Below are 19955 nucleotides of genomic sequence, written 5' to 3'. Positions count from 1 at the left end.
ATCGGGATTTTATATATGTTATTAGCTATTCAAAGCTGCAAGAGAGATGGTATCCCCCCTTTTACCATACATGTACATAATGCATACGATTTCGACATTACCTTGGCTGGGGCAGACCATGGCTGTGACTATGGCGAAGGTCGGGATACACACCCCTTGTGTACCCTACGGGCCGGCGAACAACGAGCATACGAAACCTATGGTCCCGGTCGTCCGTTTACAATCAGCACCTACAAAGCGGGTACAAAGCAGGAAGTAGGCTCCCTATATTATGTAGGCGAATCAGGCAGACATTACAGGTGGGTTGTCGGTGAAGACAGCCTGGTTATCGAAATAAAAGAAAGGAGATAGACATGGACACTCTATTCGATATAAAAACATACTTGATCAAGCTGTGCGTACTGCTTAGCCTGCTGACCATCGGATGCCAATCGTCCCCTATCAATCAAACCGTTTATGCAGCCACGCCAGATAGCGTCGACCTATACTTTGGACCTACCATGCAGCAGGAGCTTCCAACAGGCCGGAACGCCGTGTATGCCGCGAGCTTACCGCTGGCCTGGCAGGCTGTCCGCAAAGAACTCAACCTATTGGATGGCGTACATACGAAATCCGCCGATCTCCGTATGCTAGACGTTAGCGAAACAGTGGAAAGCACATTGGACGAAGACGATTATGAACGGGATATCACCCGGCGCGGACAGTTTCTTCATGTAAAAACCAAGCAGGAGGTAAACCTCTCGTTTATTCCCTCTTTTGAGGATTTTCCGCAAGGGCTTCCTTTTGACGACATCATCGTCAACGCCTTCGGTACCCGAGGATTTCAGAATCCGGCCTATATCAACCAGCTCCATATCGCAGCATACCGCGATGACAATCGTTTTATCCTGCGCCTTACCCCGCCGCAGCAAGAGCACGAGCTCTTTCTCTTCAAGGCGGACTCGGCATACAGCACCTTCCAGCAGATGTATTCCGATCTGGTAGCCGCTTGCCGACACGAAGGTAACGACTGGCGTCATCAACTAACCGACCTGGACGAAGTCGTTATCCCGAAGGTAAACTTTGATCAGCACCATCAGTTCCAACAGTTTTTAAAAGCTGAATTTTTCGTCAGACAGCAGAAATATACCATTGCCGATGCTACCCAGCAGATTGCGTTTGAGCTGAATGAGCATGGCGTTAGCATGAAAACCGAGGCAGAAATTATCGTCAACGATGGTGCTTTTCCTCCGGCACACACACCCGTGCCCAAAAGACTCATCTTCGACAAGCCGTTCTATATCGTGATGAAGAAAGCCGATATGGAAAGCCCTTACTTTGCATTGTATATAGCTAATGCTACCTTATTAGAAAAAGAAAATATATGAGACAAAAGCGCATTAATACCCCTCTAAAGAATATACTACCCGGTCTTTTACTCTGCCTGCTGAGCAGCATCGGCTATGCGCAGCCGTCAAGCTCCATCAGATTTTTTTTAGAGAACCGCTTGACAGAGCTTGTCCACCCCTCCTACTACACGCAATATTTTAGGTTTGCCAACGCCATGTTTCCCGATCGCTTTACCCTTATCCAAGAGCAAAACAGCAAATATGCCGTTTATGATGTTAAGCTGACCCAAATCCAAGCGATGGACATTGTGCTGCGGGATACCGCTGTGGCGCTGGTACTGACCTTTCACAGACCGCTGAAAGTTACGATACAAGACGACTTCCATGGGAAGCCGACAGGTACAGAAGAACGCCAAACAATAACCTTTCCCCTCGCCCACCATCGGGATGCCCTGCACGTGCGACAGGCTTTGCAGGACAGCGACAGCATGCTCGATTTCACCATTCGCAAACAAAAATCTGACAGGCGCTATCCAGAGATGGTGCCTATGCCGGAAATCAAAGCCAGTCCGGCATGGCTCGGTATGTATCCGGTTACCGTGCAGCAGTACCGCACCTATTGCGAAGCTCAGCAGGAACCCATGCCACCCGCTCCACCCTGGGGCTGGCATGCCGACCACCCGATCGTCGGCATCACCTGGCAGGAAGCCAAAAATTATGTGCGTTGGCTAAACCAAACGACGCGGCATCACTATGACCTGCCGCCATTGCACGTCTGGCAATATGCCGCGCTGGACAGCCCGGAAGAAGGTATATTGGATGATATTGCCTGGTGGGGTGAAAATGCCGGTGAGAGTACAAAACCCGTCGGGCAAAAATTGCCTAACCGGTTTGGTTTGTACGATATGCAGGGCAATGTGTGGGAATGGGTCGATGGGAAGCAGGAAGATAAACAACATACCGCAGCCGGAGGAAGCTGGGACAGCCATTTTGCACAATGCCAGTGGAACAGCACGGCGTCCTGGCAAAGAGATACAAGAGATTTCAGTATCGGATTTCGTGTAGTGCGATACCAGTAGGAAAAATACCCGATAGCGGCAACTTGCCATATAATCCTATCTCTTACGGGAGTTGACCAATTTTATTATCCTTTGATATAAAATTGTATATTTGTTAAGGTTACAAATTCTCGGAAGATATGCCGTACAAAGAACGTGAAATAAACAAGCTATACTATACCATGGGTGAAGTGACCACCATGTTTGGTGTAAATGCATCACAGATACGCTTTTATGAGCGGGAGTTTGATATTATACAACCCAAAAAGAACAAAAAGGGGAATCGCCTTTTCACGCCAGAGGATATTGCCAATCTCAAAATCATTTTCAACTTGGTGAAGGATAAAGGTTATACCTTGCAGGGTGCAAGAGACTATATCCGTGCGAATAAAAATGAGGTAAAAGAGAATCAGCGGGTGATTGATTCTTTGGAACGATTAAAAAAATTCTTACTCGAAGTTCGCGATAATCTATAAACAATTGCGACACTAGCGGTTCCCCAATTCGATTACCTCCAGATTTTCAATTTTATCGCCGTTAATATCGAAACGCATTAAGGTGCGCACCTTATGCCAGCCCTGTTTACCGGCAGCGCCGGGATTAAGATGCAATAATGCGAGCTTGGGATCAAATTGTACCTTTAAAATATGAGAATGCCCACAGATAAAAAGTTTGGGGGGATTACGGTCAATTTCAGGTTTCACTTGAATAGCATATCGCCCGGGATAGCCCCCGATATGTGTCATCCATACGTCCACGCCTTCACAAGCAAAACGTTGATGCTCCGGACAGGCCAAACGTATATCTTTTCCATCGATATTACCCCATACTCCCCTAAAAGGTTTAAAAACTGTTAATGCATCGACTATCGCCAGAGATCCGAAATCTCCCGCATGCCATATCTCGTCACATTGGTCGAAATATTTGAAAACGGCGTCGTCCAAAAAACCATGCGTATCGGAAATCAGTCCAATTTTCGTCATTTCAAAAAGCTAAAAAATAGGGTTGTAACAATTCTTTATAGGCGTCGGTATAAACACCTCGTGCGGCATAGATATCAAAAGTGTGCTTTTCTAAAGGCACTACTTTCTTTCCAATTCCCCATATTTTCCGAATAGGTGGTTCCTCAGCAAAAGACGATATAGCCATCTCGGTTTGCACATATAACTTATAATGCGATAGAATCGGTGCGATTTCAATATCAGCCAGTCCCGTAGGAAGGATCAGTTTCAGCTGCCCATCATCTGTTAAATACTGCGAAACAAACGAAAACAATTTCTCAAAAAACGATATATCGGTGTGTTTCGCCAAGCGCCTACGTTTATCAGGATTATGTAGCGAATTCGTATAAAAAGGAGGATTCGATACAATCAAATCGTAGGCGAACTCGGGCTGGAAATGCTCGAACGAACCTAGGTGCACGGCTAAACGTTCTGTAAATTCCGAGTTTCGAAAATTAATACCAGCCTGCCGCCAAGCGTCTTCCTCGATTTCGACCGCATCCACGTGCGCGTTAGGATGGCTTTGCGCCAACATCAACGCAATAACGCCCGTACCCGTACCGATATCCAATATGCGCTTCGCTTCGGAAAAAAAAGTCGAACTTCCCAACAAAACCCCATCGGTATTGATTTTCATCGCACAATTGCCCTGGTCTACCTCAAACTGTTTAAAATGAAAAACGGAACGCATGAGACAAAAGTAGTTTTTATGTTCCTTTTTTAGAAAAAGGAACGCAAAAATCGTCGCTTTGGATATTTGAGAAGATTTGTCGTGCAAAAAGCGTATTTCTACAAACCTCAAATACCCACATGCGACCTGAAAAGTTAAGGGAGGGATGGTGCAACAATACTGTTCCACCCTTGCTATTTAAAATATCGAATCGGATGTTTTAAATTAAAATGAAAAACGGAACACATGGGACAAAAGTAGTTTTTATGTTCCTTTTTTAGAAAAAGGAACATAAAAATCGTCGCTTTGGATATTTGAGAAGATTTGTCGTGCAAAAAGGACACTTCTACAAACCTCAAATATCCACATGCGACCTGAAAAGTTAACCTTCAATGTCGCATCCGAATGTTTTACAACTATACAAACTCATCAGTATCTTCCGAGTAGAAAACATTCGAAACAGCACAAAAAATAACACGCTATACGAGGCTGCACCATCCCCTTTTAACCTTCAATGTCGCATCCGAATGTTTTACAACTGCACCAACCCATCCTTAGCACTATCCCTAATGTAAAACATTCGTAGCGACGAGCTTTTTGTTTCTTTTTCGCGGAGAAAAAGAAAACCTAATTCTTTAGTAACCGCTGTATCTCATCTAGTTTCATGAGCGCTTCCACCGGCGTCAACGTATTTACATCCAGATTGTTCAACATGTCCCGTATCTTTTCCAATACCGGATCATCGATGGCAAACATCTGTAACTGATAGGCTTGCTTCTGTATTTTACGCATGCTGTCCTTGATTTGTTCGCCGCCGGTACGTTCCTGCTCCAGCCGTTTCAAAATTTCATTAGCCCGACCGATGAGTTTGGGCGGCATTCCGGCCAATTTTGCTACGTGGATACCGAAACTATGCGCGGATCCACCCGGAACGAGTTTGCGTAGAAAAATCACCTTATTATTCATCTCCTTAACCGTCACATTGAAGTTCTTGATGCGCGGCATGGAGTTGGTGAGCTCATTGAGCTCGTGATAGTGGGTGGCAAAAAGAGTTTTAGCTCGAGCAACCGGATGGTTATGCAGAAATTCCGCAATAGCCCAAGCGATGGATATCCCGTCGTAGGTGCTTGTTCCACGTCCGATTTCATCCAATAAGATCAACGACCTGTCGGATAAGTTATTCATTATACTGGCCGTTTCATTCATTTCAACCATGAATGTAGATTCACCCGAAGACAGATTATCCGATGCGCCGACGCGCGTAAAAATTTTATCGATCAATCCGAGCGAGGCTTCCTTTGCCGGAACAAAAGAACCGATTTGAGCCATCAACACAATCAAACCTGTCTGCCGCAGCAATGCCGATTTACCCGCCATGTTGGGTCCCGTGATGATGATGATCTGTTGCGTTTCGGGATCTAACAGGGTATCATTTGTAATATAATCTTCTCCGATCGGTAAATGTTTTTCGATAACCGGATGTCGTCCTCCCTTAATATCCAGCACTTTTCCTTCGCTAAGCTGTGGCTTGACGTAATGGTTTTTTTCCGCAATAAGGGCGAAGTTCAGCAATACGTCCAGCTTGGCTATTAATTGCGCGTTGCGCTGAATAGGTTTGATGTAAGCTGCTATATCGAACAACAGTTCGGCGTAAATACGGTTCTCAATGGCTTGCATTTTTTCCTCCGCACCCAATATCTGCTCTTCGTATTCTTTTAGTTCTTCCGTAATATAACGCTCCGCGTTCACCAAGGTTTGTTTTCGTACCCAGGAAGCCGGCACCTTATCTTTATGGGTGTTCGTTACTTCCAGATAGTATCCAAACACGTTATTAAATGCAATCTTTAAAGAAGGGATTCCCGTCGCTTCGGATTCACGCCTTTGAATTTCCAATAGGTAATCCTTCCCTCCGAAGGCTACCTTACGCAACTTGTCTAATTCTTCGTCTACCCCATCTGCGATCACATTCCCCTTACTCAACAGCACGGGCGGCTCGGCGTGCAATGTACGTTCCATCTTATCGCGGATAATAGGACAGCTGTCGAGCTGTTCAGAAATAGTTCGCAGCGCTTCCGACGCTTCCTGATCGGTCAACGCCTTAAGTTTCTCGACGACATGCAATGCCCGCTTCAATTGATTGATTTCCCGCGGATTGGCTTTTTGGAGACCAATTTTAGAAATTAGACGCTCCAAGTCTCCTACCTGTTTTATTTCGCGGATAAGTTCGTCGCGCAAATCCCGATGATCATAAAAATACGACACGACATGTAAGCGCTCATTGATAGATTTCAGATCTTTCAACGGCATCACCATCCATCGTTTTAACAGACGTGCACCCATGGGTGAGGACGTTTCGTCGAGAATATCAACAAGGGTTGTGGCATTTTCATTTGTGGAACCGATGAGTTCCAAATTACGGATAGTAAAACGATCCAACCACATATAATGGTCTTCCTCGATGCGAGAAATGTTGGAAATATGTTGTAGGTTACGATGTTCTGTCTCGTTGAGATAATGTAGGGATACACCTGCCGCCACCATACCCAAAGGCATTCGGTCGATCCCGTAGCCCTTCATAGATTTTACCTCAAAATGCCGAAGTAAAGTCTCCGTAGCATAATCACCGGTATACGGCCACTCGTCCAGCGTGTAAGTATAATACTGGCTACCGAACTGTTCTAAAAAATCTTTATATTGCTTTTTAGGCAGGATAATCTCCGTCGGCTTAAAACCCTGCAAAAGCTTATCTACATAGCTTGCGTTTCCTTGCGCTACCAAAAACTCTCCGGTCGAAATATCTAAAAAAGCGACGCCATACTGTCCTTTTTCATTAAAAATTGAGGCGAGGTAATTATTCGCTTTTTGCTGTACAATGTTATCATTATAAGAAACTCCCGGCGTGACGAGCTCCGTTACCCCTCTTTTGACAATAGTTTTGGTCTGCTTGGGATCTTCCAACTGGTCGCAAATGGCGACGCGCTGCCCTGCACGCACCAGCTTCGGTAGATAGGTTTCTAGCGAATGGTGTGGAAAACCTGCCAATGCCGTTTCTGATTCCGTTCCGTTTCCACGCTTCGTGAGTACAATCCCTAAAATGCCGGCCGCCTTCACGGCATCTTCCCCGAAAGTCTCGTAAAAGTCGCCTACCCGAAATAGCAACAACGCTCCAGGATATTTCGCCTTGATGGTGTTATATTGCTGCATTAAAGGTGTCTGTTTCTTCGCTTTTGCCAATGGTCTTATGATTTTTTAATGAACCGTAAAAATAAGGGAAATGATATGATTTGACAAGGGGATAAGATATTGATAAAATTCTCTAGTTTTGCATATCGAACTCACGAAGCAATGGCAATCAAAAGGTCGTCAACAAAAAAGAATACAAGAGGAAAAAAACAATCGCCGGGGAAGACGCTTCTCAAAAAGTGGTCGCTACGGCTGGTTATGGGTTTTTTCGGGCTCACCATCATCTGGGTATTATTACTCATTTTCATAAACCCACCTTTTACCTATCTTCAAATCAAACGGGCATTCGAAAGAAAAGCAGCGGGTAAAGAATGGAAAATTGATAAAAAATGGCTCGATTATGAAGACCTGTCGGACAACCTGAAGCGCGCCGCGATCGCGGGAGAAGACGCCTATTTCCTGACACACAACGGCTTCGACACGAAAGCTATTCAAGAAGCGATGGAAAGAAATCAGTCTGGAAAATCCTTACGAGGTGGAAGTACGATCAGTCAGCAGGTGGCAAAAAACGTTTTTCTCTGGCCAGAACGTTCGTGGTTTCGAAAAGGATTAGAAGCCTATTTTACGGTATTGATCGAAGCGCTTTGGAGCAAAAAAAGGATTTTGGAGGTCTACCTCAATGTAATTGAAATGGGGCAAGGAGTCTACGGTGCCGAGGCTGCTGCACATTATTATTTTCACAAATCAGGCAAAAGCTTAACCCGAAAAGAGGCCGCTTTGATTATTGCTATTTTGCCCAGCCCGCAAAAGTGGGATGCAAAGCGCCCCTCTGCTTATGTTAACCGAAGGGCGAATAATATTGTACGGTATATGGGGCATTATCGTATCCCCTAGCCTTCATCCTCCCACCAATCTGATTTCAAGTCGTCGATTTCGCGACGATCCTTTTTTGTTGGCCGACCTGTACCTCGATCCCGCTTCAGCACCGGGGCGTGGAATGTGGACTTGAAGGCATAGGTTTCCTCTTCCGGTGTTTGGTCTTCATAAAACTGTACCGCTGTCTTGGCGTCTGTACGCCGCTCCAACAATCCGGTTACATGGATAACCTTGCGCTCTATACCTTTCTGAACCGAATAGGTTTCCCCTACTTTGACGATGTAAGATGGTTTCACATTCTGACCATTAAGTTTCACACGACCTGCCTTGCAAGCCTCTGTCGCCAAGCTGCGTGTCTTGAATATACGGATGGCCCACAAGTATTTATCTATCCGTAATTTTTCCGTTTCTGCCATAGGACAAAAATAAGACTTTTCGAGCAAGATTATTTATATTTGTCATTCATGACATGAATCAACGCCACCGCATTCGGTTCGTGGAATCTAAACGTCATGCATACGCTCGTATTCAACCTTTTCATTTCATAATAGAAACAATAGTATGGACTTACATAAATTACAGACACTAGTCGAAGACGCTTGGGAAAACCGACAATTATTAGATTATAAAGAACACTATGAGGCTGTAAAAGTAATAATTGATCAACTTGACAAAGGGGAATTACGTGTAGCGGAACCGATAGGAAGCCGCTGGCATGTAAACGAGTGGATAAAAAAAGCAGTTATTCTTTATTTCCCCCTACAGGAAATGAAAGAGATTCAAAATAGTCCATTTGTTTACCACGATAAAATGGAACTGAAAACCGATTATAAATCGCTCGGTGTACGGGTGGTTCCGGGAGCGAGTGCCCGGTATGGTGCCTATCTCTCAAAAGGTGTAATCATGATGCCGTCTTACGTAAACATCGGTGCCTACGTAGATGAAGGAACGATGGTAGACACTTGGGCTACCGTAGGTTCCTGCGCACAAATCGGCAAACATGTGCATTTGAGTGGAGGAGTGGGTATCGGCGGTGTCCTTGAACCTATACAAGCTGCACCGGTTATTATTGAAGATAACGTATTTGTAGGATCGCGTGCTATTGTGGTAGAAGGTATTCGCGTTGAAAAAGAAGCCGTTTTAGGTGCTAATGTCGTGTTGACTGCATCCACAAAAATCATCGATGTATCGGGAGATGAGCCGGTAGAATACAAGGGTTACGTTCCCGCCCGTTCGGTTGTTATCCCAGGCTCTTATACAAAAACATTTCCTGCTGGTCAGTATCAAGTGCCCTGTGCGTTGATCATCGGCCAACGCAAAGAGTCTACCGACAAGAAAACCTCGTTAAACGACGCATTACGCGAACATAACGTAGCAGTTTAATGGAAGGCACGGTACAGAGAGACGATCTGAATAAAGCGCTTGAAACGCTGAAAAACGGGGGGCTTATTCTTTATCCAACCGATACCATATGGGGAATCGGTTGCGATGCTACCAACGCCGAGGCTGTCGAAAAAGTCTTCGCGCTGAAAGGGCGCAATCCGCAAAAAAGCCTTATCGTTTTGCTCCATAACGACAACCAACTGGCGAGCTACGTCAACGATATACCCGAAGTTGCTTACGACCTGATCGAATATACGGAAACACCGCTCACTATCGTATATTCCAAAGCTAAGAATCTCGCGCCGAATGTGATCGCCGCTGATGGCAGCATTGGGATCCGGATTGTTCGCCATCCTTTCTGTGAGCAGTTATTACAGCGATTTCGTAAACCGATTGTGTCTACTTCTGCAAACATCAGTGGAGATGTATCCCCTGCCTATTTTGACGAAATTTCTGAACAGGTAAAGGCCGGAATGGATTACATTGTTGAATACGGTCGTCAGGGCAACAGAAATAACAAATCATCCACGGTGATGAAGTTGGACCCTAGTGGTAAATTTGAATTTTTACGCAAATGAAGTATTTGCAAACCACAGCAGCCCAATCCATCCAGGCACAAGGACGGTTGATTACTTTTGAAAAACCGCTGATTATGGGGATTCTTAACGTCACACCGGATTCATTCTTTGATGGAGGAAGGCATAACGATCTCGATCACGCACTCAGAAAAGCGGAACAACTACTTTCGGATGGCGTAGATATCATAGACATTGGTGCTTATTCTTCGCGGCCGGGTGCAGCTGTTATATCACCGGACGAGGAAATAAATCGGGCCTTACCGGTGATACACGAATTGGTCAAACGGTACCCTGATCTGATCTTATCTATCGATACTTTTCGTGCAAACGTTGCAAAAGCCTGCGTCCAAGCAGGTGTGCACCTCATTAACGACATTTCTGGAGGCTCACTGGACGAGGATATGTTTGCTACGGTAGCGCGGCTGCAGGTGCCATACATCCTAATGCATATGCGTGGCACACCAGAAAACATGCAGACCCTAACGGAATACGATGACATTGCCATAGATGTGGCTACTGCGCTGGGTGAAAAGGTTGCTGCATTGCGAGCCTTGGGGGTAAAAGATATCATCCTCGACCCCGGTTTCGGATTTTCCAAAACAATCGAACAAAATTATGAGCTCCTTCATCGCGTGGATGAACTGCACTATTTCGGACTGCCCATTTTAGGCGGCATTTCCCGAAAATCAATGATTTACAAAAAACTAGGCATTACGCCACAAGAGGCATTGACCGGAACGATTGCCTTAAACACATTATTGCTTGCAAAAGGTGTTCAATTGCTCCGCGTGCACGATGTAAAAGAAGCCAAGCAGTTAGTTGACTTATTATTTTAACAATATATTTTGAAAAAGTTAAAAGATATTACCACCATAGGTTTCGCTTTATTTGCGATGTTTTTTGGAGCTGGTAATTTGTTACTTCCGCCTTATATCGGTGTCCAGGTAGGCCACCATATCTGGATCACGATCCTTGCTTTTGGGTTGAGTGGTATCTTACTGCCTTTCTTTGGTGTGCTGTCCGTAACAAATTCAGGTGATCACTTCAATGATCTCGGAGAACGGATAAACAAGTATATAGCCCCTGTTCTAGGCTCCATCATCATGATCTGTGTTGGTCCGTTAATCGCCATACCTAGGACTGCCGCGACCACTTTCGAAGTGGGTATACTCCCCTCCTTTCCAGACAGCAACCCGATATGGACATCGGTCGCATTTTTTGTCGTCACCTGGTTATTTTCGATCGTTCCTTCGAAAGTCGTCGATCTTGTAGGAAATATCCTAACCCCTGTTCTCTTGGTCGTATTGGTGATTCTAATCGGCATGGGCATAGCCAACCCGATTGCAATTCCACAGCAGGATATTCTTCCGGTGTCGGATTCCTTCACACTAGGCTTTATTGAAGGCTACCAAACGTTGGATGTGTTAGCCTCAGTGATATTTGCCGGCATCATTATTTCAGCCGCTAAAGCAAAAGGATATACGACCGTCGCACTAAAAAATAAGGTGGTTATTGCGTCGGGGATACTCGCCGCTATTTGTTTATTATTTATCTACGGCGGACTTATTTATCTAGGTGCAACCTCCGGTGTAGAAAACACCAACATCAGCCGGTCTGAGCTCTTAATCCATATTTCCCACAGCATACTAGGATCCAGCGGCGCATTGGCTATTGCGATCTGTATCGCTTTAGCTTGCTTAACAACCGCCATTGCATTAACGTCGGCATTCGGTTCGTTCTTTAGCAAACTCACCAAGGGTAAATTAGACTATAAACTACTGGTGACGATTTCCTGTGTCATCGCAGGACTCCTTTCTGTTACGGGCGTAGACAATATTATCCAGTTTGCGTATCCGCCACTCGCTTTTGTATATCCCATTGTGATGACGCTCGTATTGTATATTGTGATCTTTGGAGCTTTCGTAAAATCCAAACTTCCCTATGTATGGGCTATGATCGCCTCTACTGTCATCGCGACCTTTAATATCCTCAAAATATTCGACCTTTTACAGGCCGACACCTTGGCTACACTCAACCACATTCCGTTATTTTCTTACGAGCTAGGTTGGGTAGTACCGTCGTTGGTATTTTTCACTATTGGTGTTTTGGCAGATAAATTAACTATAAAAAAAGGCTGAGGGCTCAACGGTAGGGTTGATGCCTCAGCCTTTTTCTTTTTGCTATTGGTCGGATTACCGTACCGAACTACCGGCTTTTATCGTGGTCGTTGGGCTCACAAAGTCGAGTCTCCCGTCCGCATCTTCTGCCATCAAAATCATCCCTTGAGAGGTAATGCCTTTGATCGTACGGGGTTCAAGATTTACGAGGACAGATACCTGCTGACCAACGATATCCTCCGGATTAAAGAATTCCGCAATACCCGATACCACCGTCCGTTTATCGATTCCTGTATCGATTGTCAGCTTTAATAACTTTTTGGTCTTAGCCACTTTTTCGGCTTCCAATATGGTTCCGATACGGATGTCCATTTTTAGAAAATCGTCGTAACTAATATTAGCTTTTGCCGATTCCACTTCCGTAGCTGCAGCGGCATTCTTTGCTTTTGCTTCTTCCAGCTTTTGCAATTGAAACGCTACTTGCTCATCGGTGATTTTCTCAAACAATAATTGAGGCTCACCCAATACATGTCCTTCTGGAATAAGGTTTGACTGTCCGGCATGTGACCAATCTTGCTGCGCTAATTCTAACATATCAAACAACTTCTTAGCTGTTTTCGGTAAAAAAGGTTGTGCGAGAACAGCGAGGTTGGCTACGATCTGCGAGGCGACATACAGCACCGTTTTAACACGCTCCGGATTTTCCTTATAAACCTTCCATGGTTCTTCGTCAGCCAGGTATTTATTTCCTAAACGCGCTACGTTCATAAAATGCGTCAACGCTTCCCGGAAACGATAATGTGCTATACTTTGGTTGATAAGCGGCGAATAACTCGCCAATGCGTCCAAACTAGCTTGGTCTTCTTCCGTGAAGGAATCGCCTAACGCAACCTGGCCTTCAAAATACTTATGGGAAAGTACCATGACCCGGTTCACAAAATTACCCAAGATCGCGACCAACTCATTGTTAACGCGTGCTTGAAAATCTTTCCAGGTAAACTCACTATCTGAAGTCTCTGGTAAAATGGACGTCAGTACATAACGCAACTCATCTTGCTTTCCTGGAAATTCGGCCAGGTATTCGTGCAACCATACTGCATGGTTACGCGAGGTAGACAATTTATCGCCTTCTAAGTTCAAAAACTCATTAGCCGGCACGTTTTCTGGCAGTATATACTCCCCATGTGCGTGCAAAATAGCCGGGAAAGTGATACAGTGAAATACAATATTATCCTTTCCGATAAAGTGGATCAAGGTCGAATTGTCCTCGGGGTCCGCTTGCTTCTTCCAGTATTGCTCCCAATCTTGGCCATTGTCTAAGGCCCATTGCTTCGTCGCTGAAATATAACCGATGGGTGCATCCAACCAAACATACAGTTTTTTACCTGCAGCCTCTTCGAGCGGGACGTCGACCCCCCAGTCTAAGTCACGGGTCATGGAACGCGGTTGTAGACCTGATTTCAACCAAGATTGGCACTGACCGAACACATTGGATTTTAACACGCCCTTCTTTCCTTCAATCAACCAACTTTCCAACCAAGGCTGATACTTGTCCAACGGAAGATACCAGTGTTTGGTTTCTCGCAACACGGGTGTTTTGCCGCTTAAGGTAGATTTCGGATGGATAAGGTCTGTTGGATTCAGCGAAGTCCCGCATTTTTCGCATTGATCGCCATAGGCACCTTCATTATGACAGTGCGGACAGGTACCCACAATATAACGATCAGCCAAGAACTGATGATATTCCTCATCGTAATACTGTTCTGAAAATTTTTCTATAAACTCTCCCTTTTCATATAAGTTCATAAAGAACTCCTGAGAGAGCGCATGGTGTACCTTTTCTGAGGTACGGTGGTAGATGTCGAAACCAATACCAAACTCTTCAAAGCTTTCCTTAATCTGCTGATTGTACTTATCAATAATCTCCTGTGGCGTTATTCCTTCTTTCTTTGCTTTGATGGTGATAGCCGCGCCATGTTCGTCCGATCCACAGACAAATACCACATCTTTATGGTTCAGGCGGAGAAAACGTGCAAAAATATCAGCCGGGACATACGCGCCGGCAAGATGCCCGATATGTAAAGGGCCATTGGCGTAAGGCAAAGCCGAGGTTATCGTAAATCGATTTTTAGATAAGATATTCAATTTATAATGATTTTAAAAAATGAAAACAAAGATTAAGATTAAAAAAAACAAGAAAATAAACTGACGAAAACTTGTTTCTTTGGCAAAGATAACTCAAATTGCGCTTATAATAATAAGACGCGGCAGGAAACCTGCATAAATGACCATAAAAAAAAGGAGAATGATATACGAACGTTCTACGCCATAAAAATAAGTCCCGCGGATGAATACACCAGCATTTCTTAAAAAAGGAGACAAAGTAGCCATTGTTTGTCCCGCAAGTTATATCAAAGGCGATATTGACGTGGCCCTCCGTATTTTAGGAGATTGGGGGCTTCGTGTAGCAGTAGGAAATAGCGTGACTTCCCAATTTCACCAATTTGCGGGAACGGATGAACTTCGCCGACAGGATTTACAAACGGCACTTGATGATCCGGAGATTAAAGCTATTTTCGCTGCCCGAGGCGGTTACGGGACCGTCCGGATTATCGATCAGTTGGATTTTAGCCAATTTAGCAAATGTCCGAAATGGATAATAGGTTTTAGCGATATCACTGTACTTCATAGCCACTTGCATAACCAAGTCGGCGTTTGCAGTATACATGGACAGATGCCCAAGTCTTTTGAGGAAAGCTCACAAGCCGCACTCAGCTCCCTTAGATCAGCCCTTTTCGGCGAAAACACTGATCTCATATATAAACAAACTATTTTTCCAAATCGCGCTGGTACGGGAGAAGGACGCCTCATAGGTGGGAATCTGGCGATCTTACACAGTATTTTAGCGTCACCTTCTGACGGAAAATATGACGACAAAATTCTTTTTATCGAAGATGTGGGTGAAAAACATTATAATATTGACCGTATGCTATGGACGCTTAAACGAGCCAATAAACTATCCAAACTGCAAGGATTAATTGTCGGAGGTTTTACGGCTTTACAAGACAGTAATCCGCCTTTTGGCCAGCGGTTTGAAGAAATCGTGATGGATCATGTAGCGGAATATGATTTCCCCGTTTGCTTCCATTTCCCTGCTGGTCATATAGCAGACAACCACAGTATGATCTTAGGAAAACAGGTGCAACTCACTGTGAAAAACGAACAAACTTCCCTGCATTATTTAAAATAAAAATGGTAAGCTTTCAAGGCATACCATTCTCGATTATAAAATAATAACTTATTACAGAAACACTCTAGCATGCCAGCTGTCTTGTATCGGCACTTCCCATTTGGTATCGATATCTTCTGCAGCAGTTAATGTATTGTTAAAAACAATAAGCTTCTCGGGGTCTAGGGCTCCTGTTTCGAGCAAGTTTCTAAATTCTTCCTGAGATGCAAGCTGGATGATATCATTCCTACCGCCAGCGCGATAAGCCAGTTGTAAACGATCAAATAAAGTGATGCCCAATGCTTGTTCTATCTCTTTCAAGAGGTGTACCGATTTGTCGATAGAGCAACCGGTAACCATCGCTTTCTCTTCGTCCACGATCAGGAATATGAACAGCCGATGTCGGATCTCAAACGATCCAGCTAACTGGTTGCCATGAGCAGTCCACTGCTCCACAAATGCCTGTAGGATCTGTTCGGCTTTATATACTTCCTCGACTTTTAAAAAACGATTACTCTGATAAATCCAGACTCTTTTCATATCCATTCCTCCTATTGATGTGCTTAAGCATAATATGGTGAAATCATTAAATAAACAACCACACCCGTTACGGCCACATACAACCACATGGGATATGTAATACGCGCCAGCTTTTTATGCCGCTCATACGCTCCGGCAATGCCTCTTACAAAAGTAAATAAAACAAAAGGTATAATGATAATGGATAAAAGGATATGACTGATGAGTATAACAAAATACACATACCTGATGATGCCCTCTCCGCCATAAGGAGTAGATTCGGAAGTCATGTGATAAGCCACATACATTAAGAGGAATGCGACCGAACAAGCCATACATACTTTAATCAAGTTTTCGTGTAACTTCCGGTTTCCTCTTTTTACAGCAGAGACCGCGATAACCAAAAGCAAAGCCGTTACCCCGTTGATTGTTGCATAAATCGGCGGCAAAAATGTAAGCGGTTCTACATCGTAACCTAGCTTTCTTAAATTTACCCCAAATAGCATCGCTACCACTAACGGAATAATGATAGAAAGTGTAATAATCCACTTTTTATATTTTTTCTCCTCAGCTGTCATCATACCGATTTACCTTATTTTTTTTCTACTTTTAACGACCTATTACGAATTTCTTCAACGGACAGCAGCTTCAACTCATCCTCCAATCGATCCACCTCACCTTTCTGACTGATGTCGTAAAAACCACGTATACGACGCTTCGAATCCAATAATACCAACCGATTACTAATGAGAAACCGACTGGAATCGGCGGGATCAACCATGGCATCAATGAGTAATTGTTCTCTGCTGTAACTGAAAATATCCGTAGCAGGGTTGAACACCACCGCCCATTTCTTTGCGGTCATGTCCCCATAGGGACGAACGAACGACGTTAAAGAGGCGGCTGTTTCTGTGCTGTCCACTGAAATGGAATAAAAGTTGATCAGTGGATTCCCTTGGAAACGAGTTGCTAATGCATCGACGTAATCTAACATTAGGCGGGAGAAAGCTTCGTCACGCGTGTAAAAAAGATGTACTACGCTCACACAGGTATCTGCTGCCGGAAATATGACTTCGGCTCCCGCAGCATTGTTGAAAACTATCTCCTTCGCCGTATGGAAAACTGTATCGGGATACTCCCTACCCCAATTTCGTTTCGTCTCTCCACTTAACTGCTTTTCCCCGAATACGGGTAATCGGACATATTCATTGGAGCCAAATCTATTGACGGCTATATATAAAAATCCTGGCAAGAGTAATATCAATGCCAGGATAATTATTTTTCCTTTATTTACTTGAGTACGCTTACCCATTCATTTCTTGATTCGTTACGCACTAATTATTAGGGAAAACTGGGTGCGATTGAAATGCATCCAATAAATAGTCTCCTTCAATCAGTACCAACACGATAAAATATACAATGAGAATCAACCCAACACTACAACATACAATAAAGCCTGATTTCTCAAATTTAAGGTGCATGAAGTAAGCTACGATATAATAAGCTTTTGCCAAGGTTAGAACGATATACACAATATTCAGCACAATTCCTTTTTCAATCATTCCCCAGTGGTGTACAAAGCCTAAGGCGATTAAGAATTCAAGTGCAGTAAGTGCCAAGAGGATAAAGAAAACTTTCCAGATTCCTGCTTTATCCATGCCTCCGTGCTCTTCATGGCCGTGTGTAGCCGCAATATTTTCGTTATGATGTGACATTTCTATATCTCTTATTTTATATATCTAAACAATTAAATCAAATAGAAGAACGTAAACACGAACACCCAGACCAAATCCACAAAGTGCCAGTATAGACCAACTTTCTCCACCATTAAATAAGAACCACTTCTTTCGAATGTATTGTTCAGCGTTTTGAATAAAACAATAATATTTAACAATATACCGATGGATACGTGTAGCCCGTGGAAACCCGTAATGGTAAAAAACATATTCGCAAACTGCAAAGCTGCCGTGTAGGCGATATCTTTCGTGAAATAAGGCGCAAGAGCCTCCGCTACAGCCTCACCTTCCAAACCAGTCGCTGGTGTTGTACCAAACCAAAATCCTTGATGATGCAAGTGGCTCCACTCAATAGCTTGACAGCCTATGAAACACAAACCACCTAAAATAGTCCAGAGCATCCATTTTACCACTTCATTCTTCTTATTCCGATGCCCTGCATCCACGGCTAAAACCATCGTCACCGAAGACATAATCAAAATAAATGTCATGATCCCGACAAAGACCAACGGTTGGCCAGATTCGGCAATACCCGGAATAGATTGGAAAACCTTATCCGCATCAATCCATGTAGGCTGCGCAAATTTTTGAGCGCCATAAACGATCAGGAATGCTGAAAATGTAAAGGTATCCGATACCAAGAAAAACCACATCATGATCTTTCCATACTCTAAGTTCCAAGGTGACCTTCCTCCATTCCATGGGCCATCTTTCACCTTATCCAATTGCGATACAGTTGTTGTACTCATTTTTTACTATTATTGATTCAAAAGTAAGAAAACATAAATATAAATCCATAAAAGATCGAGAAAATGCCAAAAAATAGCGGCTAAGTTCATGCGGAATAAGTTATCCGGATAAGGGATCGGCTTTAAAGCCCCCCATAAACATCTAACCAATACGATCAAGCCCGCAATAATATGTGCTAAGTGCATTCCTGTAAATACATATATGAACGATTGCGAAGCATTATTATTTACAAAATAAACACCTCTCTCCGTGAGCACCGACCATGCGTCTAGCTGCAACACGAAGAAAACCACACCCAAAACAATGGTGAGCAACAGATACAATTTCTGTTTACCAAACTGCTCTAACTTTGTCGCCCGATACCCCAAATGTAGTATCAAACTGCTGGCGACAATCACTATTGTGCTATAGATAAATGTGTTTGGTAGTATTGTCTTTATTCCTTTATCTACACCACTAGCCGTGTATACGATGAAACCGCTCGATAATGCAGCAAACATCATAAACATCCCAATCATTCCCAGCCAAAGATTAAACTTTCTAGCCTTTCTTGACTGCATTACTTCTTCCGTTGTATAATCCTCCGTACGTTCCATCTATTTCAAAGGAATAAAATCAAATAACAAAACCAACTGTGTTAATGGCAAATAAAAAAACGATGTAAACATTACTTTTTTTGCCGTGGCTTCTGTCCGCTCCTGTACATGTTTCCACCCATAATAAGCAAACAACAGACCACCTAACACCGACACTATCGTAAATACCCATCCGCCAAATCCGTAATACATCGGTAACATACCTACCGGGATCATCAGCACAGCAGATATAAAAATCATCCACGCAGAAATAGTATCCTTTTTGGTTGTCGGCAATAAACGAAATCCTGCTCGCTTATAATCCTCGTCTGCCACCCAAGCAATCGCCCAAAAATGTGGAAACTGCCAAAAAAACTGAATCAGGAACAAAACCCAAGGCGTTATGACGATAGCTGCCTCACTCACTGCTGCATAGGCGAAACCAAAGCCGGCCGACTCAAAAGCGGCGTAATAGCCAATTAAAGGTGGTAAAGCTCCCGGAAACGCCCCTACAAAAACGGCAATAGGCGATTTCTGCTTTATCGGGGTATATACGAACGCGTATAGAATAATGGCGAATACGGATAACAGGCCTGCCAAAAAATTCAAGTGTAAGAGTAGCAGGGTTCCGAAAAGCCCCATAAACAAACTCAACACCAAGGCTTGCCCAGTAGTCATCCGACCTGCAGGCAATGGCCTATCTTGTGTGCGAACCATTAACTTATCGAGATCTCTTTCGATAATCTCGTTAAATCCATTTGCTGATCCCGTAATCATAAAACCACCGATGGTCAAAATTAGCCAGTTCATCCAGATTATATCTCCCTGTTGATTAGCACCAATCAAAAAAGAAATAGAAGCTGAAAAGACCACTGTCAAATTCAACCTAAGCTTAACTAATTTACCGAAATCAGAGATAAACTGCTTCATGAAAAATTATATCCTCTTCTAA

Annotated in this window: 22 protein-coding genes; 10 read left to right on the top strand and 12 right to left on the bottom strand. The window is 43.8% G+C overall.

The window, feature by feature from the left end:
- Positions 1-15: 15 nt before the first annotated feature.
- From LKO28_RS09225 to LKO28_RS09210, 4 genes are all read left to right on the top strand, one after another.
- Complete coding sequence (locus LKO28_RS09225) at positions 16-351, top strand: hypothetical protein (protein ID WP_227694511.1); 336 nt, start codon at positions 16-18, stop codon at positions 349-351.
- 2 nt (positions 352-353) lie between these two features.
- Positions 354-1367, top strand: a complete 1014-nt coding sequence (locus LKO28_RS09220) for a hypothetical protein (RefSeq protein ID WP_227694510.1) — start codon at positions 354-356, stop codon at positions 1365-1367.
- 119 nt (positions 1368-1486) lie between these two features.
- Positions 1487-2407 carry a formylglycine-generating enzyme family protein gene (locus LKO28_RS09215; RefSeq protein WP_227694509.1) on the top strand — a complete coding sequence of 307 codons (921 nt, stop codon included), beginning with the start codon at positions 1487-1489 and terminating at the stop codon, positions 2405-2407.
- A gap of 119 nt (positions 2408-2526) precedes the next feature.
- Positions 2527-2862 carry a MerR family transcriptional regulator gene (locus tag LKO28_RS09210; RefSeq protein ID WP_227694508.1) on the top strand — a complete coding sequence of 112 codons (336 nt, stop codon included), beginning with the start codon at positions 2527-2529 and terminating at the stop codon, positions 2860-2862.
- A 12-nt stretch (positions 2863-2874) separates the two neighbouring features.
- Here the strand turns inward: LKO28_RS09210 and LKO28_RS09205 are convergent, their stop codons facing one another.
- The 3 genes from LKO28_RS09205 to mutS all read right to left on the bottom strand — a co-directional run bounded on the left by LKO28_RS09205 (position 2875) and on the right by mutS (position 7291).
- Positions 2875-3369: a metallophosphoesterase family protein gene (locus LKO28_RS09205; protein WP_227694507.1), complete on the bottom strand. Its 495-nt coding sequence runs from the start codon at positions 3367-3369 to the stop codon at positions 2875-2877.
- 1 nt (position 3370) lies between these two features.
- Positions 3371-4078: a tRNA1(Val) (adenine(37)-N6)-methyltransferase gene (locus LKO28_RS09200; RefSeq protein WP_227694506.1), complete on the bottom strand. Its 708-nt coding sequence runs from the start codon at positions 4076-4078 to the stop codon at positions 3371-3373.
- Positions 4079-4684: 606 nt separating this feature from the next.
- Positions 4685-7291 (bottom strand): DNA mismatch repair protein MutS, encoded by a 2607-nt coding sequence (mutS, locus tag LKO28_RS09195; protein ID WP_227694505.1) that lies wholly within the window; start codon positions 7289-7291, stop codon positions 4685-4687.
- Positions 7292-7402: 111 nt separating this feature from the next.
- Between mutS and mtgA the strand changes: the two genes are divergently transcribed.
- On the top strand, positions 7403-8134 hold the full coding sequence (gene mtgA, locus LKO28_RS09190) for a monofunctional biosynthetic peptidoglycan transglycosylase (protein WP_262906059.1): 732 nt from the start codon (positions 7403-7405) through the stop codon (positions 8132-8134).
- Here mtgA and LKO28_RS09185 read toward each other — a convergent pair.
- Complete coding sequence (locus LKO28_RS09185; RefSeq protein ID WP_227694504.1) at positions 8131-8532, bottom strand: RNA-binding S4 domain-containing protein; 402 nt, start codon at positions 8530-8532, stop codon at positions 8131-8133. The genes mtgA and LKO28_RS09185 overlap by 4 nt on opposite strands.
- Positions 8533-8677: 145 nt before the next feature.
- On the opposite strand from LKO28_RS09185, the gene LKO28_RS09180 reads away from it, so the two are divergent.
- From LKO28_RS09180 to brnQ, 4 genes are read left to right on the top strand one after another with little or no spacing between them, the layout of a single operon-like run.
- A complete protein-coding gene (locus LKO28_RS09180) occupies positions 8678-9499 on the top strand; it encodes a 2,3,4,5-tetrahydropyridine-2,6-dicarboxylate N-succinyltransferase (protein ID WP_227694503.1) in 822 nt (273 codons plus the stop codon).
- Positions 9499-10077: an L-threonylcarbamoyladenylate synthase gene (locus LKO28_RS09175; protein ID WP_227694502.1), complete on the top strand. Its 579-nt coding sequence runs from the start codon at positions 9499-9501 to the stop codon at positions 10075-10077. The genes LKO28_RS09180 and LKO28_RS09175 overlap by 1 nt, the downstream gene beginning before the upstream one ends.
- Entirely contained in the window at positions 10074-10913 is an 840-nt protein-coding gene (gene folP, locus LKO28_RS09170) for a dihydropteroate synthase (RefSeq protein ID WP_227694501.1), read from the top strand. Before LKO28_RS09175 ends, folP begins: the two co-directional genes overlap by 4 nt.
- A gap of 9 nt (positions 10914-10922) precedes the next feature.
- A complete protein-coding gene (gene brnQ, locus LKO28_RS09165) occupies positions 10923-12215 on the top strand; it encodes a branched-chain amino acid transport system II carrier protein (RefSeq protein ID WP_227694500.1) in 1293 nt (430 codons plus the stop codon).
- Between the two features lie 54 nt (positions 12216-12269).
- Here the strand turns inward: brnQ and metG are convergent, their stop codons facing one another.
- Positions 12270-14333, bottom strand: a complete 2064-nt coding sequence (gene metG / locus LKO28_RS09160; protein WP_411028039.1) for a methionine--tRNA ligase — start codon at positions 14331-14333, stop codon at positions 12270-12272.
- Positions 14334-14541: 208 nt separating this feature from the next.
- Between metG and LKO28_RS09155 the strand changes: the two genes are divergently transcribed.
- A complete protein-coding gene (locus tag LKO28_RS09155; RefSeq protein ID WP_227694498.1) occupies positions 14542-15444 on the top strand; it encodes an LD-carboxypeptidase in 903 nt (300 codons plus the stop codon).
- A 51-nt stretch (positions 15445-15495) separates the two neighbouring features.
- On the opposite strand, the gene LKO28_RS09150 is transcribed toward LKO28_RS09155, so the two are convergent.
- The 7 genes from LKO28_RS09150 to cyoE are packed head-to-tail and all read right to left on the bottom strand — an operon-like array spanning position 15496 to position 19933.
- A complete protein-coding gene (locus LKO28_RS09150; protein WP_227694497.1) occupies positions 15496-15963 on the bottom strand; it encodes an ABC transporter ATPase in 468 nt (155 codons plus the stop codon).
- Positions 15964-15986: 23 nt separating this feature from the next.
- Positions 15987-16523, bottom strand: coding sequence for a DUF420 domain-containing protein (locus LKO28_RS09145; RefSeq protein ID WP_227694496.1), 537 nt, complete (start codon positions 16521-16523; stop codon positions 15987-15989).
- A gap of 11 nt (positions 16524-16534) precedes the next feature.
- Positions 16535-17254, bottom strand: coding sequence for a photosynthetic protein synthase I (locus tag LKO28_RS09140; protein WP_227694495.1), 720 nt, complete (start codon positions 17252-17254; stop codon positions 16535-16537).
- Between the two features lie 22 nt (positions 17255-17276).
- The gene (locus tag LKO28_RS09135) at positions 17277-17657 is read right to left on the bottom strand and encodes a cytochrome C oxidase subunit IV family protein (RefSeq protein WP_227694494.1); all 381 of its coding nucleotides are present in this window, start codon (positions 17655-17657) and stop codon (positions 17277-17279) included.
- 32 nt (positions 17658-17689) lie between these two features.
- Positions 17690-18427, bottom strand: coding sequence for a cytochrome c oxidase subunit 3 (locus LKO28_RS09130; protein WP_227694493.1), 738 nt, complete (start codon positions 18425-18427; stop codon positions 17690-17692).
- Between the two features lie 9 nt (positions 18428-18436).
- A complete protein-coding gene (locus LKO28_RS09125) occupies positions 18437-19024 on the bottom strand; it encodes a heme-copper oxidase subunit III (protein WP_227694492.1) in 588 nt (195 codons plus the stop codon).
- A complete protein-coding gene (gene cyoE, locus LKO28_RS09120) occupies positions 19025-19933 on the bottom strand; it encodes a heme o synthase (RefSeq protein WP_227694491.1) in 909 nt (302 codons plus the stop codon).
- Positions 19934-19955 lie beyond the last annotated feature (22 nt).

Origin of the sequence: Sphingobacterium sp. FBM7-1 (assembly GCF_020687765.1) — a bacterium.
Lineage (GTDB): Bacteria > Bacteroidota > Bacteroidia > Sphingobacteriales > Sphingobacteriaceae > Sphingobacterium.
The sequence above is the reverse complement of the archived record's forward strand: the minus strand, read 5'-3'. Positions and strand labels throughout refer to the sequence as shown.